We start from the raw sequence: 23,864 nt of genomic DNA on the forward strand, positions 1-23,864 counted from the left end.
TTTAAAGATGTTAGGAAGACCCATGGGTTTACGCTGGACAGATACCATTGACATCGCGATTGAGCTTTATGAAGCGCATCCGGATGTGGATCCGCAATGGATCCGCTTTACAGATCTGCATGCTTGGGTGTGCGCTTTGCCTGATTTTTCAGACAACCCGGATAAATCAACAGAAGGTTTGCTGGAAGCGATTCAAATGGCTTGGATTGATGAAGCCAGCTAGGGGCTCATCGAAAAAAGCAATTTTTTTACATTTGAAAAGCAGAAAATAGCGCATTATTCGGTATAATGCGCCAAATTTTCCTGTCAACATTATGACTTAAGGAGCCTATCATGGCTATCGAACGTACTTTATCTATCGTTAAACCAGACGCAGTTGCTAAAAACCACATCGGCGACATTTTTGCTCGTTTTGAAAAAGCGGGTCTTCAAATCGTTGCAACTAAAATGAAACACTTGACTCAAGCTGAAGCTGAAGGCTTCTATGCTGAGCACAAAGAGCGCGGTTTCTTTGCTGACCTAGTTGCATTCATGACTTCTGGCCCAGTGGTTGTTTCTGTTCTTGAAGGCGAAAATGCAGTTCTTGCTCACCGTGACATCCTTGGCGCAACTAACCCTAAAGAAGCTGCTCCAGGCACTATCCGCGCTGACTTCGCTGTAAGCATCGACGAAAACGCTGCTCACGGTTCTGACTCTGTAGCATCTGCTGACCGTGAAGTGAACTACTTCTTCGCTCAAACTGAGATTGCTCCGCGTACTCGTTAATTCGAAGTATTCAAGCCAGATAAGTGTTATCATGCTTATCTGGTTTTTTTATTCCTTGAATAAAACTTTGCTCGTTTATTGAGCTTCTCCTTTCATCTTTAGACATGGTTTAGGTAATTACACATGAGTACTGAAGTAGTCGCTGTCTCTGCGGTTTCGGCTGAACAGCAGCAATCTCCATCCGCTCCTGCGCAGCAAAATGCTGTGGAGAAAGTGAATTTACTCGGCATGTCGCGTCCGCAAATGGAAAAATTCTTCGAAGACATGGGCGAGAAAAAATTCCGTGCAGGACAGGTGATGAAATGGATTCATCAGTTCTTCGTGACTGATTTTGCTGAAATGACCAATATTTCTGGCAAGTTGCGTGAAAAATTAGAAAAAATTTGTGAAATTAAAGCGCCGGAAGTGGTGCATAAAAATTATTCCAAAGACGGCACCCGCAAGTGGGTATTCCGTGTTGGCGATGGCGAAGGTTCATTGGTTGAGACTGTGCTGATTCCAGCTGAGCATCGCAGCGGCTTGCGCTGTACCTTATGCATTTCCTCACAAGTAGGCTGTGCGCTGGACTGTTCATTCTGTTCGACGGGCAAACAAGGTTTTCAGCGTGATTTGAACCAAGCTGAAATTATTGGCCAGTTGTGGATGGCCAACTATTCTTATATGGAAGATGTGCCTGTACTCGAACGCGAACGTTCGGTGACCAATGTGGTCATGATGGGCATGGGTGAGCCATTGCTCAACTATGATGCAGTATTGAACTCTATGCGTACCATGTTGGATGACTTTGCTTATGGCATGTCAAAACGCCGTGTAACGTTATCGACTTCGGGTGTAGTGCCTAAAATCGACCAGATGGTTAAAGACATAGATGTGGCTTTGGCCATTTCATTGCATGCGCCAAATGACGAGCTGCGCAATAAGCTGGTGCCAATCAATAAAAAGTATCCGTTAGAACAATTGATTGCTGCTTGCAAGCGTTATATCGAAAAAGATGGCAACGAAAGTTCACGCAAACACGTTACCATTGAATATGTGATGCTGGATGGCGTCAATGACCATCCTGAACATGCGCAGCAAATGATTAAGCTGCTGAAAAACCTGCCAAGCAAAATTAATTTAATTCCATTTAATCCATTTCCGCATGCGCCGTATGGTCGCTCGAGCCGCAACCGGATTATTTCTTTCCAAAAAACTTTGTCTGATGCAGGTTTTGTGTGTACGATTCGTCAGACACGCGGCGATGATATTGATGCTGCGTGCGGACAGCTTGTGGGGCAAGTTGCAGACCGTACCCGCCGTGCAGAACAGTGGAAGAAAAAAGTGGCGCAGCAAAATGAGATTCTGCGTTCGCAAGGATAATAAAGAGGCCGTCAATTGAGAACCTTTACGTATAAATTTGCTTTGATGACATCTTTCTGCCTGTCGGCAGCAGTGCTGACTGCATGTCAGACACCAGATTCTCTGGGAAAAAAAGATCCGGAAAAAGCAGCCAAAGTGCGTACTCAATTGGCTGTAGAGTATATTAAATCTGGAGATTTGGATGCTGCCAAGCGTGCTCTGGATCAATCATTGGAAACGAATCCGCGGGATGCGCAAGCCAATATGATGATGGGCGTTTTATTACAGCAGGAAGGCAGCAAGCTGAATTTGGAAAAAGCCGATGGTTATTTCCGGCGTGCCATTTCTCTGGAGCCAAAAAATGCGCAGGCGCGTAACAACTATGGTACGTATTTATATCAAGTTGGACGTTATAATGAGGCGCTCGAGCAATTGATCATTGCTGGCGCCACATTAGGCTATGATCAGCGCTCCAGATCGCTTGAAAACGCAGGCCGAATTTACTTGAAACTGGGCGATGTTGCGAATGCAGAAAAAACATTCAAACAGGCTTTGCAAGCCAATCGTGATTCTTATGTTTCAATGCTAGAGTTGGCGGAAATTTTTTATTTGAACCAGCAAACCGCTGCCGCAACGCAAATGTATGAACAGTTCGTACGTGCAGTGGGGCAGCAGAACCAAGGCGCTCGAGCGCTTTGGCTTGGTATGCGCATCGCACGTGCGAATGGGGACAAAATGGGGATGCAGGTGCTGGTAAATCAGCTTCGCGCGCTTTACCCGGAAAGCCCTGAATACCAGCGTTATTTGCAATTACAGTACAGTACTGAGGCCGTATGGAAGTAAATCCTAATTCACCGCAATCGAATCCTTCGAGCGCAGCTCCCAATGCGTTAGGAAATGTTCAGCGTCCAGGTGAGTACTTGCGTCAGATTCGTATTGCGCAAAAGCTTGAGTTGAGCCAAGTGGTCACTGAGCTGAATATTCCAGTGAAAACGCTGACTGCACTTGAGCAGGATGATTATAAATCATTGCCAGAAGCGACCTTTATTAAAGGTTATTACCGCACCTATGCCAAATACTTGAAAGTGGATGCCACCAGTATTATTCAGCGTTTTGACGATATCTACGCCAATGATACTGGCTTGATGCCAAATCATGCCCTGAATAATTCTCCAATTAAAATCATGGGTAAGCTTCCAGGTTCAAACCGTGACCGCAACCGTAAATGGATCAAGCGAGGACTTATAGTGCTAGTTGCGATTGCAGTGCTGGCAGGTATTATCTCTTTTGTTCAGAACATGTCAGGCAGTTCAGATGTTGAAAATGCTTCAGAGCCTGCAGTGCCAGAAGTACAGGTTTTAAATGTCGATGGTACAGCAGCAGTTTCAGGTGATCAGCTCAGTTTGACATTTAGCCGTCCAACATCGGTGAATATTGTCGATTCTACGGGTAAAGTGCTGGCAACTGGCCGTCAAGCTTCTGTGTTGAGTTTAAATGGCGAAGCGCCATTTCAAATCCGTCTGGATGATGCGGAAGCTGTGTCATTAAGTTTAAATAATGAAAGTATTTCATTGTCGCCATATACCGTAAACGGCAAAGCTGACTTCCGTTTATCTCGTTAATGGCTAGGGGTAGAGTGAAATAATGATTGTAAATCCAATTCAACGCCGTCCAACTCGAAAAATCCGTGTCGGTTCTGTATATGTGGGCGGTGATGCTCCGATCAGCATTCAAAGCATGACCAATACAGAAACCTGCGATGTTGATGCGACCGTAGCGCAAATTCAGCGCTGCGCTGATGTCGGTGCAGATATCATGCGTGTTTCTGTACCGAGTATGGAAGCGGCTGAAGCTTTTGGCGAGATTCGCAAACGTGTCACTGTACCGTTAGTTGCAGACATTCACTTCGACTATAAAATTGCACTGCGTGTTGCAGACTTGGGTGCAGATTGCTTGCGTATCAACCCCGGCAATATTGGTTCTGAAGCGAAAATCCGCGAAGTGGTGGCCGCTGCCCGCCATAATGATATTTCTATGCGGATTGGCGTGAACGCGGGCTCTCTAGAAAAAGATATTCAGAAAAAATATGGCGAGCCGACAGGACAGGCATTGCTGGAATCCGCCATGCGCCATATTGATATTCTCGACCGCTTGGGTTTTCAGGAGTTTAAGATTTCAGTCAAAGCATCGAATGTATTTTTAACCATGGATGCCTATCGCTTGCTGTCGGCGCAAATTGATAATCCACTGCATTTGGGAGTGACTGAGGCTGGTGTTTACCGTACAGGTTCCGTGAAGTCTGCCATCGCTTTAGGCGGCCTGTTGATGGAAGGCATAGGCGATACCATGCGCATCTCGCTTGCGGCCGAGCCGGAAGAAGAAGTTAAAATCGGTTTTGATATTTTAAAATCACTGGGACTGCGTTCAAATGGCATTAACTTTATTGCCTGCCCAAGCTGCTCACGTCAGGAATTTAATGTCATTAAAGTGATGCAAGCCTTGGAAGAGCGTTTGGAAGATGTGCGCACGCCCATGGATGTCTCAGTGATTGGCTGCAAAGTGAATGGTCCGGGCGAGGCCAAAGAAGCCGATATCGGCGTGGTAGGTGCAAGTCCGCGTTCTCTCGTGTATCGTAATGGCGAGAAAAGTCATTTAATTGACACAAATCAGTTGGTTGATGAAATCGAAACGATGGTTCGTCAACGAGTTAAGGCGCTTGAAGAAGCAAAATCTAAAGAAATTATACGCAGTAAATCATGAGTTCAATTGTCGCAATTAAAGGTTTTAACGATATCCTCCCTACGCAAACACCTGCGTGGAGACGTCTTGAGCAGCATTTAGCATCATTAATGGATGCTTACGGCTATCAGCAAATCCGCTTGCCGATTGTTGAACAGACCAATCTGTTTAAGCGCTCTATCGGTGATGCAACGGATATCGTTGAAAAAGAAATGTATACCTTCTTAGATAAGGGCAATCCGCCTGAGTCTTTGACTTTGCGCCCAGAAGGCACAGCTGGCTGTGTACGCGCAATGCTGGAGCATAACTTACTGCGCGGCGCGGCGCCGCGTGTCTGGTATGTCGGGCCGATGTTCCGCTATGAAAAGCCGCAGAAAGGCCGTTACCGCCAGTTCCATCAGTTTGGTGTGGAAACATTTGGTGTGTCTACTCCAGATCAGGATGCAGAACTGATTTTGATGACAGCGCGTCTATGGAAGCGTATGGGTGTTGCCGACAAAGTGCAGCTTGAGCTGAATACTTTGGGTGAGTCGGATGAGCGCGCAGCTTACCGTGCAGCTTTGGTTGAATTTTTAGAATCACACAAAGCTGATTTAGATGAAGATTCACAGCGCCGTTTGACCACAAATCCACTGCGTATTTTGGATTCTAAAGATGCTAAAACACAAAATATTCTAGAAAATGCACCGAAACTTCACGACTTTATGGGTGAAGAAACCCTCGCGCATTTTGCCCAATTGCAGCAATTTTTAACGGCTGCAGGCGTTAAATTTGTGATTAATCAAAAACTGGTCCGCGGTTTAGATTATTACAATAAAACAGTATTTGAATGGACCACAACATTGCTGGGCTCACAAGGCACTGTCTGTGCTGGAGGCCGTTATGACGGCTTGGTTGGCCAGCTCAAAGGAAAGGCGGATCAAACTGTGCCTGCAGTTGGTTTTGCGATGGGCATGGAGCGTTTGCTGCTGCTTCTTGAACAAGTGGAAGACCATGCGCCAGTGCGTGACTGTGAAATCTTCTTGGTGTCTGATCCGGCTACGCAAGGCAAAGCGCTGGTATTGGCAGAACAGATCCGTGACCAGCTTGAAAATGCAAACAGCGCCATCCGCCTCAAAGTCGGTTCACAGGGGTCAATGAAGTCGCAAATGAAAAAAGCGGATCAGGCTGGCGCTTTGTTTGCAGTCATCTTTGGTGAGCGTGAACAGGAAGCGCAGCAAATTCTGGTTAAAGAATTGGCGACGGCAGAACAGGCTGAAGTTGCGGTAGGCGGTTTTGTGCCGTTTATTATTGAAAAACTTTCTTCAAAATAAGTCAGAAAACATAAGGAAAAGGATCGACAAATGAACGCATTAAGTGATGATGAACAACTTGATAATTTAAAATCTTTCTCTAAAAAATATGGTTCGGCCATTATTAGCGGGATTTTAATTGCGTTGATTGCCTTTTTCGGATGGGAATATTGGCAGAAGAAAACTTTGGCTGAGTCACAGACGGCGACGGCTAAAGTGCAGCAGTTGATGGACAGCGCTAAATCAGCGCAGGGCGATGCATTTTCGCAGCTGTCCACATCTGCGGACAGCATCATGAAAGAAGCTCCAGATTCTCCTCAAGCGATTCAGGCGCAACTGGTCATGGCTAAATTGGCCTATGATAAAGCTGATTACGCCAGCGCTGAAAAAGCCTTGAAGAAAGTTGAAAACGTCAAAGCCGGCGATGACGGCTTGATTCAAATTGTAAAACTGCGCTTGGCTTATGCGCAGCTGGCGCAAAAGAAATATGATGAAGCGCTGAAAACATTAGAAGCAGTAACAGATCCTGCATTTAAAGCGACGGCTGATGAAGCGCGCGGTGATGTGTATGTTGCCAAAAATGATATTGAAAATGCAAAAAAAGTATATCAAAGTGCATGGGATGCATTGGTTGAACGTAAAGAAGAACGTCAAATTTTACAAATTAAACTCGAAAGTGTAGGCGTTTTAGTCGATGATCCTGAAATCGAACGCCCGATTTTAGAGACCCAAGTGGAAGAAACTGAATGAATAGACAATACAAAATTGCGTGTGCACTGACAGTTTTAACGCTGGCGCTTGCAGGCTGTGCAAATAAAGGCGTTAAAGTCGAAGAGGCAAAGCCGAGTCCGCTGCCGAAACTTGAACAGGCGAAAACACTGGTTCCTGTATTTTCTCAAAATGTGGCTTCGACGGATGAAGCAGATCCCTTGCGCATGCGTTTAGATGTAGATCATGGCGTTATTTTTGTAATCAATCCAAACGGTGAAGTCGAGGCCTTCCAAGGCAAGCAGCGACTTTGGCAAAAGAAAATTTCAAAACAGGGCTTAAGCTCGGGTGTGGAAGCGAAAGACGGCTTAGTGGTTGTCGGCAGCCCAAAAGGCCAATTGTTCGCTTTAGATCAGGCAACGGGTGAAACTAAATGGACAGCGCAGCTGTCTGGCGCTATTCTTGCGCCATCACTGATTCATGCTGGCCGTGTTATTACTGTTGCGAATGACGGGACTGTGTTTGCGCATGAAGTGGAAACCGGCAAACAGGCGTGGACCTATAATCTGCCGAATGTACAGTTCAGCTTGCGCGGTCAGGCAGCGCCTGTTGCTTTAGATGCGCGCAATGTGCTGATTGCTTCTGCAAATGCTTATATTTATGCCATTGATGCTATTAGCGGCACGCCTAAGATGCAGCGCCGTGTTGCTGTTTCAGAAGGCCGTTCAGATATTCAGCGCTTGATTGATATTGACGGTGAGCCAGCTGTAGCCGGCCAGTTTGTTGTCACCACCAGCTATCAGGGACAAGTGACGGTACTGGACCTGGCTTCACAGCAGGTTGTATGGAGTGAGGATGCCAGCAGCATTCAGCGCCCGGAAGTGAAAGGCAATGGGGTGTTTGTTGCGCAAACTGATGGTAAGATTACAGCTTATGAAATTACCACCGGCAACAAGCTGTGGGAAAATGACCAGCTGCTGAACCGTCAGCTGAGCAACCCAGTGATGCTGGGCAATGATTTGGTGGTTGGTGATTTGGATGGCGTACTGCATCTAATTGACCCAAGCACCGGTGCAATCATTGGCCGTTCCAAAACCAGCGGTGAAGTGCGCACGCTGCGTGTCATTGATAATCAGCTTTATGTGTCAACACGTAAAGGTGCAATGAGTGTTTGGCAGAATCGTTAATTTTTGCAGCTTATGTTAAAATAAGTGCAACCGAATTTTTTGAACGCGGGGGATTGAACAGTCAATGCCCCGTGTTTTTATTTAGGCATTTGTCCTAATCCTTATTCTTCCAATACTTTCTGATGTTCAGACCAGACCAAACTGGCTGATCTTGAATAAAGGTTAATCTATGAAACCCGTAATTGCGCTCATTGGTCGTCCGAACGTCGGAAAATCAACGTTGTTTAACCAGATCACCAAGAGCCGGGATGCGCTCGTTGCTGACTTTGCCGGTCTGACACGTGACCGTAAATATGGCGATGCGACTTACCAAAATAAATCCTTCATTGTAGTTGATACTGGCGGTATCGGTGAAACAGAAGGCGGTATTGATTCGTACATGGCCGAGCAGTCCAAAACAGCCATCCATGAAGCAGACATGATTATGTTTGTTGTGGATGCCCGTGCAGGATTGCTGGCGTCTGATGAGCAGATTGCCCGTGATTTGCGCACACTCGGCAAAAAGGTATTTCTGGTTGCCAACAAAGTGGATGGCGTGCATGCGGAAGCGGCATTGGTTGAATTTTACAAGCTTGGCATGGGTGAGCCGTTGCAAGTCGCAGCCAGTCATGGCCGCGGTGTACAGCAAATGCTGGAAGAAGTGCTTGCTTCTGTGCCGGAAGACGAGAATCCTGAACTGCATGACCGGGATACCGGTCTGCGTTTGGCGATTATCGGCCGTCCAAATGTGGGTAAATCGACCTTAGTTAACCGCTTGCTTGGCGAAGAGCGTGTGGTTGCATTTGACCAGCCTGGCACTACCCGTGACTCTGTGTATATCCCCTTTGAGCGGGATGGGCGTAAATATACGCTGATTGATACCGCTGGCGTGCGCCGTAAAGGCAAAGTAGATGAAATGATTGAGAAATTCTCAATTGTGAAAACACTGCAAGCCATGAAAGATGCGCATGTGGTTGTGGTTGTGGTTGATGCCCGTGACGGGATTGTTGAACAGGATCTGCATTTGATTGGCTATGCGCTGGAAGCCGGCCGCGCGATGGTGATTGCAGTCAATAAATGGGACAACATGACCGAGTACGACCGCAAGCAATGCAAGCTGGATGTGGAACGCCGCTTTGATTTTATTCCCTGGGCAAAAATTCATTTGATTTCTGCATTGCATGGCACTGGGGTTGGCGATCTTTATCCATCAATCCACCGCGCTTATGACTCTTCGCATTTGAAAGTTTCACCTGCAAAAATTACCCAAATTTTAAGTGATGCGACAGAAGCGCATCAGCCGCCAATGGTGGGCGGCCGCCGCATTAAAATGCGCTATGCGCATATTGGCGGGCAAAATCCGCCAACAATTGTAGTGCACGGCAACAAGGTGGATAAAACCCCTGCGGATTACCGCCGTTATTTAGAAAACGTGTTCCGTAAAGTGTACAAGCTTGAAGGCACGCCGGTCCGTATTGAATTTAAGACCTCCGAAAACCCATTTGAAGGCCGTAAATCGCAAATGGATGAACGCACAGCTGCCCGTAAGCGCCGTTATGTACAGAAGTTCAAAAAAGCGGAGAAGAAATTTAAACGCTAATCTTATTCAGTGTTGATAAAAAACCGCCATATGGCGGTTTTTTATTTGGTGGATTGAACTACTTTTCTAAGGCCGATTATTTTTGAGCAATCCATAAATTGCTTAAGCGGTTTACAAACTGAGGGCTGATTTTAGATAAATTAAACAGAACCTTTGTTTTGAAACCCACGGCGCGATGTGTTGGAGTAAAGGCATGGGCTTTAAGTGTCGCCAAACTCAAAATTTGCTCGGCGACATCATTAGGCGTCAAATTTACCCCCATTTTACGGATGCTTTCTGCATCCATTTCTTTCACCATCGCGGTTTGCACAAACAGCGGCATAACATCCAGCACCCGTATGCCGTATTTTTGCCATTCAATATCCAGGCTTTCCGTTAGGCCGCGCACAGCAAATTTACTGGCGGAATACGTGGCCAAGTCGGCTTGGCCATAAATGGCAGAGGCGGAAGATAAGTTAATCACCCGTGCAAACGCCGCTTTTTGCAAATAAGGCAAAGACGCATAGCAGCCGTTTATCACCCCTTTTACATTAATATCAATGGTGCGGTGATGCGAGGCGATATCGGTATGCTCAAAAGCGCCTGAATAGAGAATGCCGGCATTATTCACCAAAACATTCAGCTCACCGGCCCATTGTGTAAATTCTGTCAGGGCATTTTTCCAGTGTTCCATGTTGGCAACATCCAGCAGTCCTGCTTTGGCATTCTCGCCCAGCTGTTGCGCCAGTTTCTGCGCTTGCACTGCATTAATGTCATAAATACCGACTTTATAGCCCTGCTGGTAAAATAATTTGGCTGCTGCAGCGCCAATGCCTTGGCCTGCGCCGCTAATCAAGATGCTCGGCATGTTATTCTTCTCCCTGTCTTTTTCTTCCTTATATTGATTTTGAGCATACCAAATTATTGGGGGGGAAAAGATGCAATCGAGCAGAAATCTAAATTAAATAAAGAGGCAGATTATGGAACAGCTGTTGAGCATCATGCGTGAATTACGTGAAAAATGTCCTTGGGATCAGCAGCAGACGCCTGAGTCTTTAACGCGTTATGCCATAGAAGAAGCCTATGAAGTCGAAGCAGCTGTGCGTGATGGCAAAGCGGAAGATGTGCGTGATGAGCTGGGGGATTTGCTGCTGCAGGTGGTGTTTCAGTCTCAAATGTACAGTGAGCAGGGCGCATTTGATTTTCAGGATGTGGTACAGGCCATTTGCGGTAAATTGGTTCGCCGGCACCCCCATGTGTTTCAAGCCGAACAGTTTTCACAATTAAGCGCTGATGATGTGGCTGTGTTGTGGCAGGACATTAAGCGCAAAGAAAAAACGGGTAAAGCTCAGTCACGTTTAGATCAGATTAAGCATGGCCCTGCCTTGCAGCAGGCGGAAGAAATTCAAAAAAATGCGGCTAAAATTGGCTTTGATTTTGCCACATCTGAAGATGCCTATAGCAAATTAGAAGAGGAACTTGCTGAATTTAAACAGGCGCTTAAAAATCAGAATTCCGACGAAATTATGGAAGAGTTTGGTGATTGCTTATTTTCTCTGGTGAATATTGGCCGTAAACTCAGCATCTCGAGTGAAATGGCGTTATTGGGCACTGTCCATAAATTCCGCACCCGTTTTGCCTACATTGAAACGCAGGCAGCATTGCAGAATAAAAATATAGAAGACCTGTCATTGGCTGAGATGGATCAGCTTTGGGAGCAGGCAAAACAACAATTTAAACAACAGGCTTTATATGAAAAACCGCAACTTGAATAAATTTCAGCTCTTTATCCTGCTAGTTACTATCAGCATTGCTTGGGCTAGCGCAGCGGCGCCGTCAAATGCCGCGTATCAGCAATGGAAATCGGACCAGCAAACACAGGACAGCCAGCTTAAAAGTGCATCAGTCAGCCATTCTTCAGCGTCCGCATCTAAAAATTATTATTTATCCAAGCCTGCGCTCAGTGCGGCGTCTAACAGCGCGAGTCAAAAAATCAGGCTGAATTCCGCCAGCGCCGAGCAATTTCAGCAGCTCAGCGGCATTGGTCAAAAGAAAGCAGAAGCAATTGTGGATTACCGCAATAAAAATGGAAAATTTAAAAGTATTGAGGAAATTCAGGAGGTCAAAGGCATTGGCCCGGCTATTTTCAGCAAAAATAAAGAGCGCCTTGCCTTGTAAAACAGCGCGGGAAGATGAAAAAAGTGCGAAAGGCAGCTGAGTTAGGCAATGTGTATCGGGAGAATCAAATTGCCCTTTGATTGTGTTAGAGATATGATTAGCGACATCTTAAGATATTACGTTTAGACGTAGGAGACAGCGTCTTTTGCAAACTTTGCGCGCGTCAAAATGCGGTTTATCAACTGCACAATTACCTTCTTCCATATTGGATGTGATTGATGCCTTAACTAAGGCAGGCTATGAAGCTTATATCGTCGGCGGCGGTGTACGCGACTTAATGTTGGGGCTAAATCCAAAGGATTATGATGCTGTCACCAATGCTACTCCATCTCAGGTGAAAGAAGTTTTCGGACGTCGCTGCCGCATCATCGGCCGCCGTTTTGAGCTTGCTCATGTCTATTCTGGCCGTGAACTGATTGAAGTGGCAACCTTCCGTGCGCCGCCTAAAAAAGAAGTGACTTCCGCTGCAGGCATGATTTTGCGGGACAACAACTGGGGCACCATCGAACAGGATTTTGCCCGCCGTGATTTTTCGATCAATGCTTTGTATTACCAGCCGCGTAAAAATGAAGTGCTGGATTTCTGCAATGCGGTTGACGACATCAAACACAAAACATTGCGTTTGCTGGGCGATCCACTGCAGCGTTTTGAGGAAGATCCTGTGCGCATGCTGCGGACGCTGCGCTTTGCGGCTAAGCTGAATTTCAGTATTGATGAAAAAATACTCAACATTTTTACGCCTGAAATCACGCTGCTGCTGCGCGATGTATCACCGCACCGTTTATATGATGAATCGCAAAAACTGTTCACCATGGGGCATTTAAACCGGGTGATGCCGATGCTGATTGATTTTGGCATTTGGCGCCAGCTGTTTGCGGAAATTACGCCGGAAATTACGCCGTTTATTGAGCGCGCCGCTAAAAATACCGATCAGCGGATTTCGATTGGTAAAACCATCAATCCCGCATTTTTCTATGCAGTGCTGCTGTGGAAGCCTTTTCTTGAACGCTGTGACTTCTACTTAAGCAAGGGCGTTGTTGCGGCAGAAGCCCGCGCGCAAGCGGGTTTAGATGTGTTGAAGCGCCAAGCGACACGCACGATCATTCCGCGTTTTGCCGAAACATTTATCCGTGAAGTCTGGGAAATGCAAACCCGTTTGCTGAACCCTAAGCCGCAGCAGATTGAAGCTTTGTCCAGCCATGCGCGTTTCCGCGCCGGCTTTGACTTTTTATTGCTGCGTGAAAAATCTGGTGATAACGATACCCAAGGCATGGGGATTTGGTGGGAAAACTATCAAACCTTGTCTGTGGATGAGCGCGAGCGCGCAATTGCAGATTATAACCGTCAGCGCGCCAAGAGCCGCCGCAAAGTGTCTCGGGCGCCTGCAGAAGAAATCAAAACTGCATCTATTCAGCAGGCAGAGATTGAGCCTTTGGTCAATGAGCCTGAGCCGCGCAGCCGCCGCGCCAGAAAAGCCAAGTCAGCCTCAGATTCACGCCGCCAGCCGGCAGCGGAGGTTGCGGAAGGCATTAGCGCAGATCACCCGATCTTAAAGCGTAAGCGTGTGCAGCGTGATTTAAGCCAAGTGGTTTTTGGGCCGACTCAATGAGCATAGTGACTTATATTGGTTTAGGCAGCAATTTAGGTGATTCATTGCAAATTATGGCTGAAGCCGTCCATAAGCTGGCCGCCTTAGGCGCTGTGAAAACCTCTAAACTGTATCAAAGCCCGCCGATGGGGCCGCAGGATCAGCCGAATTACTTAAATGCCGTGGTGCAGCTGACAACCGATTTAGCTCCATTGGCCCTGCTGGATGAGCTGCAGCGCTTTGAACAGGAATCTGGGCGTGTACGCCTTCGCCATTGGGGGGAGCGCACACTGGATTTAGATTTGCTGATTTATGGACAGGAGCAGATTCAAAATGAACGCCTGACCGTGCCGCATGCAGGCGTCATGGAGCGTGATTTTGTTTTGATCCCACTGTTGGACTTGGATGCAGGATTGCAGCTGAAAGGACAATTATTAAAAGATTTGCCGATTTTAGAGCATCCGGCGCTCGATGTGCTGGCTACTGGAAATTGGGCAAAGATTTAAATGTTTAATGGCTCTGAGATAGGGCCATCAGAGGAACCTCTAGATGATTAGTCTAAGTGACTTAAGAAAATTTAAAGTGGAAGGCCGCAAATTCTCCTGCCTGACTTGCTATGATGCAAGCATGGCGAAAGCCATGGAAGTCGCTGAAATTGATACTATTTTGGTCGGCGATTCTTTAGGCATGACCATTCAAGGCTGTGATTCGACACTGCCTGTGAATGTCAGCGATATGGCATATCATACTGCCGCAGTGCGCCGCGGCAACTCGCATGCGTTCATTTTAACGGATTTGCCGTTTATGAGTTATGCCACCCTGAACGATGCATTGAGCAGCTCTAAAACCATCATGCAGGCGGGCGCGCATATGGTGAAGCTGGAAGGCGGAGAATGGCTGGCTGAAACTGTGCAGGTGCTGACCCGGAATGGCATTCCTGTCTGTGTGCATTTAGGCTTAACGCCGCAGTCAGTGCATGTCTTTGGCGGCTATAAAGTGCAGGCGCGCACTCGGGCCGCAGCCGATCAGCTGATTGCAGACTGTAAAGCTGTAGTTGATGCCGGAGCTGCCGTACTGCTGCTGGAATGTGTTCCAGCGCAGGTTGGCAAAGAGATCAGCAATTTGTTCCCGAATACGCCGGTGATCGGCATCGGCGCTGGAGCAGAAACAGATGGCCAAGTGCTGGTGGTGCAGGACATGCTGGGGCTGAACTTTAGCCATGTGGCTAAATTCGTCCGCAATTTTATGAAAGAACAGGCGGGTGAAACTGCAATTTTAGATGCATTTAAAGCCTATCACGCCGCAGTGCAGGATGGATCATTCCCTGCCGTAGAACACACTTTTCAAATTGAGCTCTGAGATATGAAAACTGAAACAACGATTCAAGGTTTAGCTGCGTCATTGAATCCAGCGCGCGCAGCCCGGAAAATTATTGGTTTTGTTCCAACGATGGGCAATTTGCATGAAGGCCACTTAAACCTCGTGCGTGAAGCGCGCAAGCTTTGCGATATTGTTGTGGTCAGCATTTTTGTCAATCCAATTCAATTTGGCCCAAACGAAGATTTTGATAATTATCCGCGGACTTTAGAGCAGGATCAGCGGTTATTGGCAGACGTGGGCTGTGACATTGTATTTGCGCCAACCGTTGAACAAATGTATGGCAGCAAGCCGCGCTTGACCAATATTTCAGTCAGCGATATCACGAATGATTTATGCGGTTTGCAGCGCCCCGGCCATTTTGATGGCGTTGCGGTGGTGGTGACCAAACTGTTTAATATTGTGCAGCCGAACTATGCTTTCTTTGGCCAAAAAGATTATCAGCAGCTGGCGGTCATCCGGCAGTTTGTCCGTGATTTGAATATTCCGCTGGAAGTGATTGGCGTGCCGATTACCCGAGCGGAAGACGGTTTGGCGCTCAGTTCGCGCAATGGCTATTTAAGCGCGGAAAACCGCGCCGCTGCGCCGGCGATCTATAAAAATTTGAAGGCTGCGGAACAGGCGCTGCTGTCTGGGGATGCATTGCCTAAAGTGCTAGAAGATATGAAATCGGCATTGACAGGCGCCGGTTTTGTTGTGGACTATGTAGAAGCCCGCACCACAGAACTTCAAAAAGTTGAACAATTTAATGAAGATCTTGTGCTGTTTGTGGCAGCAAAATTAGGTGCAACCCGCCTCATCGACAACCTGCAGGTAAAATATACTGCGTCTTAGCGCTATAAAAGGGCAGTCATGCAATGAAACGCATTTTAATTGTTACAGGTCAATCTGGTTCTGGAAAAAGCTCTGCATTGCAGGTGCTTGAAGATCTTGGCTATTACTGTATAGATAATTTGCCTTTGGCGCTGCTGCCGGAAATTGTGGAAAAGCTGGACAAGGAAAATAACCTTGAACAGCTGGCTTTAGGGGTGGATGTGCGCAGCACGCGGGCTGACCTGCAGGAGTTTGATCAGGTCTTCCATGAACTGCAGCGCCATGGTTCAGTCGATATTATTTACCTGACCACGCGGGATCAGGAACTGATTTCACGTTTCAGCGCTTCGCGCCGCCCGCATCCCTTATCCAGCCGCTTTAAAAGCCTGAATGAATGCATACAGGAAGAAAAATCGCTGCTGCTGCCGATTCAGCTGCGCTCGACTGTGCATATTGATACCACCGATAAAAGTGTGCATGATTTAAAGCATGTCCTGCTGACGAAGCTGGGGCAGGCCGACAACCTGATTTTAATTTTGCAGTCTTTTGGCTTTAAGCATGGCATACCGCTGGATGCAGATTACGTCTTTGATGTGCGCCATCTGCCGAACCCGCATTGGGATTTAGAATTAAGAAAATATTCAGGTCTGGATGAGCCTGTACAGAAATTTTTAGAACAGAGTCCGCAAACTGAAGAAATGTTTCAGGACATTTATCACTTTTTGGACAAATGGCTGCCGGCATTTTCGGAGGGTCACCGCCATTATATGACGGTCTCAATCGGATGTACTGGCGGCCAGCATCGTTCTGTTTATATTGTGGATAGACTAAAAAAAGCCCTTGAGGCAAAATGGTCTATTCAGGTCTTACATAGAGAAATGAAGCACTGGTCATGATAGACACAACTGTTGACGTAATTAATAAACTAGGTTTACATGCGCGTGCGTCTGGCAAACTGATTGAAGTCACCACCAAATTCAGCTCATCGATTCAGATCGGCAAAGGTGATAAATTGGTAGATGCAAAAAATATTATGTCCCTGCTTATGCTTGGTGCAGGCAAGGGCACAACTTTACGGATAGTGATTGAGGGCGCAGATGAAGAAAAAGCTTTATCTGAAGTTCAGGCACTGTTCGCAGCGAAATTTTACGAGGCAGATTAATCGTGGCAAGTCGATCGAAGAGCTTAACTGATGAAGATTTTGATTCTTTAGAAGGACGTGCAAGTAAAACCGAACAGAAAAAGGCTGTTCAGCGTATGGCTGCTTTAGGTTCACAGCTGGCTGAGCTAAGTGCGAAGCAAATTAAAAATTTGCCTGTTGAAGAGCGTTTAATTGAAGCGCTGCTTGATGTGCAGCAGATTAGCTCACATGAAGCGCGCCGCCGTCAATTTTTACGTATTGGTAAACTGTTGCGTAATGAAAATGAAACGGTCATTTTGTCATATTTAACCCCAAAACAAGGGCTGAAAAAAACAGCGCAGCTGCAGCGCTGGGTCGAGCGCATTATTAAAGATGGCGACCCTGCGATTAATGAATTTACCAAAACGTATAATGCGACTGAACGCCATACTTTGCGCCAGCATTATCTCCGTGTGCACCGTGATCTTAAAAATCAAGCGCCAGAAGAAGCGGTGAAGGCATCTAAGTTGAATATGTTTAACTATTTACAGCAAGTGGCATTGATTTCAGATAATTGATTGCTTATGACAAAGCAAAAAACGGCTCCTAAGAGCCGTTTTTTTTATTGCCTTGCCTTTCTTTTTTGCGCAAGTGCCGGAGCAGAGGGCAGTTTAGCTAAACTCGCCTGTTGCGCGCTCTTTGGCCCAGTCGCGCAAAATGAATTTCTGCAGTTTGCCCGTCGATGTTTTGGGGATTTCAGTAATGATGACATCTTTGGGGACTTTAAAACGGGCTAAATGCTGTTTGCAGAATTCAATGATTTCTTCCGGTGTTGCCTCTTTGCCAGCCTTTAGCTCGATAAAGGCGCACGGCACTTCCTGCCAGCGCGGATCGGGCTTAGCCACGACGGCTGCGGTTAATATTGCAGGATGCTGATACAGAACTTCTTCAACTTCAAGGGACGAAATATTTTCACCGCCGGAAATAATCACATCTTTAGAGCGGTCAGTAATTTTGGCATAGCCGTCCGGCTGGCAAACAGCCAAATCGCCTGTATGGAACCAGCCGCCGGCAAAGGCTTCTGCGGTGGCCTCTGGGTTTTTCAGATAGCCTTTCATGACAATATTGCCGCGGAACATAATTTCCCCCATGGTTTTGCCGTCATGCGGTACAGGCAGCATGGTTTCAGGATCAATGACCTTCATGCCGTCCTGCAGCGGATACGGCACGCCTTGGCGTGAATGCAGCTGCGCCTGTTCTTGGATAGACAGGTCAGACCAGCCTGCCTGTGACGCGCACAGCGCAGAAGGGCCATAGGTTTCCGTTAAGCCGTAGACATGAGTCACATTAATGCCGATGTTGCGCATGCCTTCAATGATGGCTGCTGGGGGCGCAGCGCCTGCCACCATCACTTCTACGCGGTGGTCAATTTTGACTTTTTTCTCTTCTGGCGTATTGATCAGCATCGACAATACAATCGGTGCGCCGCAGAAGTAATCCACTTTGTGTTCTGCAATCAGTTTATAAATCAGTTCAGGATCGACTTTGCGCAGGCAGATATTGGTGCCGCCATTGGCTGCCATAGTCCATGCAAAGCACCAGCCGTTGCAGTGGAACAGCGGCAGCGTCCATAAATAAGTTGCGCGAGGCGTCATGCCGCAGGCAATGATGTTGCTGGCGGCATTAATGTAGGCACCGCGGTGATGATAGACTACGCCTTTCGGGTTGCCTGTCGTGCCCGATGTGTAGTTTAGGCTGATGGCATCCCATTCATCTTGTGGCAGGTGCCATTCAAAATGCGGATTGCCGTCTGCCAGCCAAGTTTCATATTCGATTTTGCCGATTGGCGCAGGGCTGCTGTCCTGGTATTCGGCGTCATCGACATCGATGACAAAAATATCCTGCTTGACTAAAGCCAGCGCTTCTTGAGCAACTGCTGCAAATTCAGGGTCGACCAATAAGACTTTGGTTTCAGCATGTTCGAGCATAAATGCAATCGTTTTTGCATCTAAACGCGTATTGATGGTATTCAGTACAGCGCCTGCCATGGGTACAGCAAAGTGCGCTTCAATCATAGCTGGAATATTGGGCAAAAGCACCGATACTGTATCATTTTTACCAATGCCCAGCTGCTGCAGCTGATGCGCAAATTGACAGCAGCGCTGATAGGTTTCCCGCCAGCTGATATGACGCGAACCATGGATAATGGCATCTTGGTGCGGATAAATATAAGCCGCGCGCTCTAAATAGCGCAGCGGCGATAAGGCAACAAAATTGGCCGGTGTCCGTGGCAACTCATCATATGCACTAACCATCTCAGAAACTCCCTGTCTGTATTGCTTTTTGTCATTTTCTCAACAATATGCAGTCTCAGGCTAACTTGCATTAATGCTTTAGTCGAGTATTTGCACTAAATTTGTAACATGCTGAAAATATTGAAATTTAAAAAGTTAAAAATACTGAAAGTGAACCCTGCAGTTCTAAAATTTGATTTTCGGATCTAAATAAATTAGATCGAAAAAACGGCTTTGCAGACAATTGAAAGAGGCTGTTTCCCCAACCCGATAATAAGCGCTGATGCGGTTTCCGCGGCGATCTGAATATTTTTCACATGCTTTGTACGGTGAATAGGTGAAACCGCTATGCTATAGATGGGCGCTGTTGTTTGAATGGTTTGGATAATCAACAGCTTAAGTTGATTTAAAATAGCCTGATCTGCGTTTTCCTGCGGCTCTCTTGATTTACACGCTGCACTGCATTTAGATGTGCTGATGTTAAAATGGCCGTTATATTTGCATATTGAACGGCAGTTCATGATATTGAGCGCTGAGAAAGAAGAGTTGCTGCATCAGGAGCTGGCGGCTTGAGATTTTTCAGGCAGTTTATTGATGACAAGAGCCCTGCTGCAGAGAAAGTATTTGCCATGCTCAATGCGAACAAGAATAATCAGCTGATATTATTCTTGGCGAATTATTACCAAATATGGCTTATTTTGCGCAAATAGCCGCCAATTTTACGTTCGGCATCTTTTTTCGGCCAAAAAGGTTTATCCATCAAGCTAAGCAGTGTAAAATTCTAAGCGATTTTTATTTATCCACCGTTTTTATCTTTTGAGGTTCTCCCTCGATCATAATCTCGCGGTGATATGCTCCATGGTACGGGGCATCACTCCTTAAGGATTTTTTATGCCAATTATCACTTTGCCAAATGGTGATCAAAAACAATTTGATCACGCCGTATCTGTGATGGACGTTGCACTGAGCATCGGTCCGGGTCTTGCAAAAAATACAGTTGCCGGAAAAGTAAACGGCAAGCTTGTCGACGCTAGCGACTTAATTACAGAAGATGCAACCCTGCAAATTATTACGCCTAAAGATGAAGATGGTGTTCACATCATTCGTCACTCTTGTGCACACCTTGTGGGTCATGCAGTTAAGCAATTGTTCCCACAAGCAAAAATGGTAATTGGCCCTGTCATTGAAGATGGTTTCTATTACGATATCTTCAGTGAAAAGCCATTTACACCAGAAGATATGGCTGCCATCGAAGAGCGTATGAAAAAGCTCATCGATCAAGATTATGACGTCATCAAAAAAATGACTCCGCGTGATGAAGTGATTGCAGAATTCACGAAGCGTGGCGAAGATTATAAATTACGTCTGATTGAAGACATGCCTGATGAAACTGAAATGGGCTTGTACTATCACCAAGACTATTTGGATATGTGCCGCGGTCCGCACGTACCCAATACTAAATTCTTAAAAGCATTCAAACTGACTAAAATGTCTGGCGCTTACTGGCGCGGTGATGCGAAAAACGAACAGCTGCAGCGTATTTACGGTACAGCGTGGGCAGACAAAAAACAGCTGGCAGCATACGTAAAGCGTATTGAAGAAGCTGAAAAACGCGACCACCGCAGAATTGGTAAAGCGCTTGATTTGTTCCATATGCAGGAAGAAGCGCCGGGTATGGTGTTCTGGCATCCAAATGGCTGGACCATTTACCAAGTGCTTGAACAGTACATGCGTAAAGTGCAGCAGGACAATGGATACCTTGAAATCCGCACACCGCAAGTGGTTGATTTCACCCTTTGGGAAAAATCAGGCCATGCTGCCAATTATGCCGATGGCATGTTCACAACGCATTCAGAAAGCCGCAACTATGCAATCAAACCGATGAACTGTCCTTGTCACGTACAAGTGTTCAACCAAGGCTTGAAATCATACCGCGACTTGCCAATCCGTTTGGCGGAATTCGGTTCATGCCACCGTAACGAACCATCAGGTTCACTGCATGGCATTATGCGTGTCCGCGGCTTTACTCAGGATGATGCGCATATCTTCTGTACTAAAGAGCAAATTGGCACTGAAGTTGCGGATTTCATTAAGCTGACTTTAGATGTTTATAAAGATTTCGGCTTTGAAGAAGTGCAGATGAAATTGTCGACACGTCCAGAAAAGCGTGTAGGTGATGACAAGCTTTGGGATATGGCGGAAAAATCTTTAGCAGACGCTTTAGATGCAGCAGGCCTGGAGTGGGAGCTGCAGCCGGGTGAAGGCGCGTTCTACGGTCCGAAAATTGAATTCTCTTTGAAAGACTGCTTAGGGCGTGTATGGCAATGTGGTACAATCCAGTGCGACTTCAACTTGCCAGAACGTCTAGATGCATCTTATGTGACTGAAGACAATGACCGCGATCAGCCTGTAATGCTTCATCGCGCAATACTTGGCAGCTTTGAGCGTTTTATTGGTATACTAATTGAACATTATGCGGGTTTCATGCCGCCTTGGCTGTCTCCTGTTCAAGCATGTGTGATGAATATTACCGATTCACAGGCGGAAGCATGTGAGTCAGTGGTCGCTAAACTTAAAGAAAGCGGTATCCGCGCGATTTCAGACTTGAGAAATGAGAAAATCGGCTTTAAGATTCGTGAACGCACATTAGAGCGTATTCCTTACTTACTGGTACTTGGAGACCGTGAAGTAGAGGAAGGTACTGTGAATGTCCGTACCCGCTCTGGAAAAAATTTGGGTACTATGTCAATCGATGCTTTCGTTGACTTGGTAAAAGCAGCCGTTGCCGAACGCGGCCGGTACATTGTGGAGTAACAGCGATTAAACAGCCTGACCGTAATCAACAGGGCGGTAGCAAATCAAACCGTCCTGCCTTGAATGATGAAATTCGTGCAAAAGAAGTCCGTCTTGTAGACGAAAATGGCGAGCAAAAAGGCATCGTAAGCTTGGCTGACGCCTTACGTGCAGCAGAAAGCGTAGAGCTTGATCTTGTAGAGATCGTAGCAAACGCTGAGCCGCCAGTTTGTAAGATTATGGACTTCAACAAGCATTTGTTTGATCTGAAGCAAAAGCAGAAAGAAGCGAAGAAAAAACAGCATCAAGTACAGGTGAAGGAAATCAAGCTGCGCCCTGGTACGGATGTCGGTGATTACAACGTAAAACTCCGCGCCATCATCAAGTTCCTTGAGGAAGGCAACAAAGTTAAAATCACGCTTCGTTTCCGCGGCCGTGAGATGGCTCACCAGCAGTTAGGTTTGGCTCAATTGCAAAAGATTGAAGCGGACGTGGCTGAATACGGTGTTGTTGAACAAACACCGAAAATGGAAGGCCGTCAAATGGGGATGCTGCTTGGACCTAAAAAGAAAAAGTAAGCGCCTATAGACATAAAAAAAGCACTGCATCCGCAGTGCTTTTTTTATATTTGCTGTGTTAAAAGCCCTTCATCATCAAAGGGCTTTTAACTGTGGCCTGATTCTGAGCATTTTATTCTTTTGCGGCATGTTCAGCTGTTAACAGCTTCTGGCCAATTGGAATTTGGCGAGGCATTTTTTCTTCTGGGACAATCCGCTTCAATTCAATAGTCAGCAAGCCATTTTCAAAATTAGCGTGCTGAACTTCAATGTGCTCATCTAAGCGCAATGACAGCTTAAATGAACGGCGCGCAATGCCTTTATGCAAGTACTCAGCTGTATCATCTTTGGCCTGATCCGAATGTTGGCCAGAAATGCTCAGAACTTGGTTTTCTAAATGAATGCTCAGTTCATCCTGATTAAAACCGGCTGCAGAAACGACAATCCGGTAATCATTATCGCCTGTTTTTTCAATATTGTACGCTGGGTAGTGCGGTGTTTCACTGAGCATCGCATGATCAAATAAATCGTTTAAACGGTCAAAGCCGATACTGCGGCGGAATAATGGAGTTAAGCTTAAATTACTCATTGATAAAACCTCCTGCATTCAGAAAAGTGATATGAATAAGCAACCTCTGCGCCCATCTAGGCATTGGTTGTACTCTCAGCAATATCAACCAATTATTGCTGTATTTTTTATATCGGTATGCTTCGAAAAATTTCAAGGAAAAATTTAATGATTTTTTCTATTCTCTTTATTTGATAATTTATCTAACGATATAAAGCCTGCTATGCATATTTTAAGATTCTAATTTCAGTTTAACTTAATGTTTCTCTACTGAAAGCATGCTATAAACGGTATGAAAACTCGACAATGTAAACTAAAACGAGAAAAGCAACAGGATTCTTACATGATAGATTTGTATTATTGGGGAACCCCCAATGGGCATAAAATTACCATTGCTTTAGAAGAAATGGGACTCGAATATCAAATTTTTCCCATTAATATCTTGGAGAATGATCAGTTTCAGCCTGATTTCCTGAAAATATCACCGAACAATAAAATCCCTGCGATTGTGGATCAGGATGGGCCGCGGGGCGAAGCGATTTCAGTCTTTGAATCAGGGGCGATTTTGCAGTATTTGGGGCGTAAAACGGGGCTGTTTTATCCTGAAGATGAGTTTGAACGGGTTGAAGTCGAGCAATGGCTGATGTGGCAAATGGGCGGATTGGGGCCAATGCTGGGTCAAAACCATCATTTCAGCCGTTTTGCGCCAGAACGCATTCCCTATGCCACTGAGCGTTATGTGAATGAAACGAAGCGCTTATACAAGGTTTTGAATAATCAGCTCATTGGGCAGAAATTTGTCGCAGGCGAATATTCAATTGCCGATATGGCGATTCTGCCTTGGATTCTGCGCTATGAATGGCAGCAAATCCAGCTGGAGGATTATCCGTATGTCAAAGAGTATGTTGAGCGTATGACTGCGCGCCCTGCAGTGCAGAAAGCGCTGGCGATTAAAGTCTAAATGAGTGGTTGAGCATGCCGGCCATGCT

The 23,864-nt window shown here is 46.2% G+C and carries 25 protein-coding genes; 22 read left to right on the plus strand and 3 right to left on the minus strand.

All coding sequences use genetic code 11. The features are described 5' to 3' along the window. Positions 1-22 precede the first annotated feature (22 nt). The 10 genes from iscX to der all read left to right on the plus strand — a co-directional run bounded on the left by iscX (position 23) and on the right by der (position 9,608). On the plus strand, positions 23-223 hold the full coding sequence (gene iscX, locus OKC24_RS05975; RefSeq protein ID WP_005007475.1) for a Fe-S cluster assembly protein IscX: 201 nt from the start codon (positions 23-25) through the stop codon (positions 221-223). A 110-nt stretch (positions 224-333) separates the two neighbouring features. After that, positions 334-765 carry a nucleoside-diphosphate kinase gene (gene ndk / locus OKC24_RS05980; protein WP_004647460.1) on the plus strand — a complete coding sequence of 144 codons (432 nt, stop codon included), beginning with the start codon at positions 334-336 and terminating at the stop codon, positions 763-765. Positions 766-888: 123 nt separating this feature from the next. Continuing rightward, complete coding sequence (gene rlmN / locus OKC24_RS05985; protein ID WP_265464881.1) at positions 889-2,124, plus strand: dual-specificity RNA methyltransferase RlmN; 1,236 nt, start codon at positions 889-891, stop codon at positions 2,122-2,124. 45 nt (positions 2,125-2,169) lie between these two features. Further along, on the plus strand, positions 2,170-2,946 hold the full coding sequence (pilW, locus tag OKC24_RS05990) for a type IV pilus biogenesis/stability protein PilW (RefSeq protein ID WP_131276177.1): 777 nt from the start codon (positions 2,170-2,172) through the stop codon (positions 2,944-2,946). Next, positions 2,937-3,725 (plus strand): helix-turn-helix domain-containing protein, encoded by a 789-nt coding sequence (locus OKC24_RS05995; RefSeq protein WP_131276176.1) that lies wholly within the window; start codon positions 2,937-2,939, stop codon positions 3,723-3,725. Before pilW ends, OKC24_RS05995 begins: the two co-directional genes overlap by 10 nt. A gap of 22 nt (positions 3,726-3,747) precedes the next feature. Continuing rightward, a complete protein-coding gene (ispG, locus tag OKC24_RS06000) occupies positions 3,748-4,863 on the plus strand; it encodes a flavodoxin-dependent (E)-4-hydroxy-3-methylbut-2-enyl-diphosphate synthase (protein ID WP_131276175.1) in 1,116 nt (371 codons plus the stop codon). Then, on the plus strand, positions 4,860-6,155 hold the full coding sequence (hisS, locus tag OKC24_RS06005; RefSeq protein ID WP_131276174.1) for a histidine--tRNA ligase: 1,296 nt from the start codon (positions 4,860-4,862) through the stop codon (positions 6,153-6,155). The genes ispG and hisS overlap by 4 nt, the downstream gene beginning before the upstream one ends. A 30-nt stretch (positions 6,156-6,185) precedes the next feature. Beyond that, a complete protein-coding gene (locus tag OKC24_RS06010) occupies positions 6,186-6,884 on the plus strand; it encodes a YfgM family protein (protein ID WP_130143661.1) in 699 nt (232 codons plus the stop codon). Beyond that, complete coding sequence (bamB, locus tag OKC24_RS06015) at positions 6,881-8,029, plus strand: outer membrane protein assembly factor BamB (RefSeq protein WP_005007487.1); 1,149 nt, start codon at positions 6,881-6,883, stop codon at positions 8,027-8,029. Before OKC24_RS06010 ends, bamB begins: the two co-directional genes overlap by 4 nt. A gap of 169 nt (positions 8,030-8,198) precedes the next feature. Then, entirely contained in the window at positions 8,199-9,608 is a 1,410-nt protein-coding gene (der, locus tag OKC24_RS06020; protein ID WP_005007489.1) for a ribosome biogenesis GTPase Der, read from the plus strand. Between the two features lie 76 nt (positions 9,609-9,684). On the opposite strand, the gene OKC24_RS06025 is transcribed toward der, so the two are convergent. After that, positions 9,685-10,455: an SDR family oxidoreductase gene (locus OKC24_RS06025; protein ID WP_131277756.1), complete on the minus strand. Its 771-nt coding sequence runs from the start codon at positions 10,453-10,455 to the stop codon at positions 9,685-9,687. Positions 10,456-10,567: 112 nt separating this feature from the next. On the opposite strand from OKC24_RS06025, the gene mazG reads away from it, so the two are divergent. From mazG to yjgA, 9 genes are all read left to right on the plus strand, one after another. Beyond that, positions 10,568-11,362 (plus strand): nucleoside triphosphate pyrophosphohydrolase, encoded by a 795-nt coding sequence (gene mazG, locus OKC24_RS06030; RefSeq protein ID WP_130143658.1) that lies wholly within the window; start codon positions 10,568-10,570, stop codon positions 11,360-11,362. Further along, positions 11,340-11,765: a ComEA family DNA-binding protein gene (locus OKC24_RS06035; protein WP_130143657.1), complete on the plus strand. Its 426-nt coding sequence runs from the start codon at positions 11,340-11,342 to the stop codon at positions 11,763-11,765. The genes mazG and OKC24_RS06035 overlap by 23 nt, the downstream gene beginning before the upstream one ends. Before the next feature lie 145 nt (positions 11,766-11,910). Further along, complete coding sequence (pcnB, locus tag OKC24_RS06040; protein ID WP_130143656.1) at positions 11,911-13,374, plus strand: polynucleotide adenylyltransferase PcnB; 1,464 nt, start codon at positions 11,911-11,913, stop codon at positions 13,372-13,374. Further along, positions 13,371-13,859 carry a 2-amino-4-hydroxy-6-hydroxymethyldihydropteridine diphosphokinase gene (gene folK, locus OKC24_RS06045; protein WP_130143655.1) on the plus strand — a complete coding sequence of 163 codons (489 nt, stop codon included), beginning with the start codon at positions 13,371-13,373 and terminating at the stop codon, positions 13,857-13,859. The genes pcnB and folK overlap by 4 nt, the downstream gene beginning before the upstream one ends. 43 nt (positions 13,860-13,902) lie before the next feature. Next, positions 13,903-14,712 (plus strand): 3-methyl-2-oxobutanoate hydroxymethyltransferase, encoded by an 810-nt coding sequence (gene panB, locus OKC24_RS06050; RefSeq protein ID WP_130143654.1) that lies wholly within the window; start codon positions 13,903-13,905, stop codon positions 14,710-14,712. 3 nt (positions 14,713-14,715) lie between these two features. Beyond that, a complete protein-coding gene (gene panC, locus OKC24_RS06055; protein WP_130143653.1) occupies positions 14,716-15,564 on the plus strand; it encodes a pantoate--beta-alanine ligase in 849 nt (282 codons plus the stop codon). A 23-nt stretch (positions 15,565-15,587) separates the two neighbouring features. Continuing rightward, complete coding sequence (gene rapZ / locus OKC24_RS06060; protein WP_005007515.1) at positions 15,588-16,439, plus strand: RNase adapter RapZ; 852 nt, start codon at positions 15,588-15,590, stop codon at positions 16,437-16,439. Then, on the plus strand, positions 16,436-16,705 hold the full coding sequence (locus tag OKC24_RS06065; protein ID WP_067666356.1) for an HPr family phosphocarrier protein: 270 nt from the start codon (positions 16,436-16,438) through the stop codon (positions 16,703-16,705). Before rapZ ends, OKC24_RS06065 begins: the two co-directional genes overlap by 4 nt. A gap of 2 nt (positions 16,706-16,707) precedes the next feature. Continuing rightward, positions 16,708-17,241, plus strand: coding sequence for a ribosome biogenesis factor YjgA (yjgA, locus tag OKC24_RS06070; protein WP_005007519.1), 534 nt, complete (start codon positions 16,708-16,710; stop codon positions 17,239-17,241). 93 nt (positions 17,242-17,334) lie between these two features. Here the strand turns inward: yjgA and OKC24_RS06075 are convergent, their stop codons facing one another. Next, positions 17,335-18,978 (minus strand): acyl-CoA synthetase, encoded by a 1,644-nt coding sequence (locus tag OKC24_RS06075; protein ID WP_130143652.1) that lies wholly within the window; start codon positions 18,976-18,978, stop codon positions 17,335-17,337. A gap of 870 nt (positions 18,979-19,848) precedes the next feature. Between OKC24_RS06075 and thrS the strand changes: the two genes are divergently transcribed. Together thrS and infC are read left to right on the plus strand one after the other, a co-directional pair. Further along, positions 19,849-21,771, plus strand: coding sequence for a threonine--tRNA ligase (gene thrS, locus OKC24_RS06080; protein ID WP_130143651.1), 1,923 nt, complete (start codon positions 19,849-19,851; stop codon positions 21,769-21,771). A 5-nt stretch (positions 21,772-21,776) separates the two neighbouring features. Then, positions 21,777-22,328: a translation initiation factor IF-3 gene (gene infC, locus OKC24_RS06085; protein ID WP_130143650.1), complete on the plus strand. Its 552-nt coding sequence runs from the start codon at positions 21,777-21,779 to the stop codon at positions 22,326-22,328. A gap of 112 nt (positions 22,329-22,440) precedes the next feature. Here the strand turns inward: infC and OKC24_RS06090 are convergent, their stop codons facing one another. Next, positions 22,441-22,896: an Hsp20 family protein gene (locus OKC24_RS06090; RefSeq protein WP_130143649.1), complete on the minus strand. Its 456-nt coding sequence runs from the start codon at positions 22,894-22,896 to the stop codon at positions 22,441-22,443. A gap of 322 nt (positions 22,897-23,218) precedes the next feature. Between OKC24_RS06090 and OKC24_RS06095 the strand changes: the two genes are divergently transcribed. Continuing rightward, complete coding sequence (locus tag OKC24_RS06095; protein ID WP_005007528.1) at positions 23,219-23,836, plus strand: glutathione S-transferase N-terminal domain-containing protein; 618 nt, start codon at positions 23,219-23,221, stop codon at positions 23,834-23,836. Positions 23,837-23,864 lie beyond the last annotated feature (28 nt).

It is taken from the genome of Acinetobacter entericus, from assembly GCF_026168575.1.
GTDB lineage: Bacteria > Pseudomonadota > Gammaproteobacteria > Pseudomonadales > Moraxellaceae > Acinetobacter > Acinetobacter bouvetii.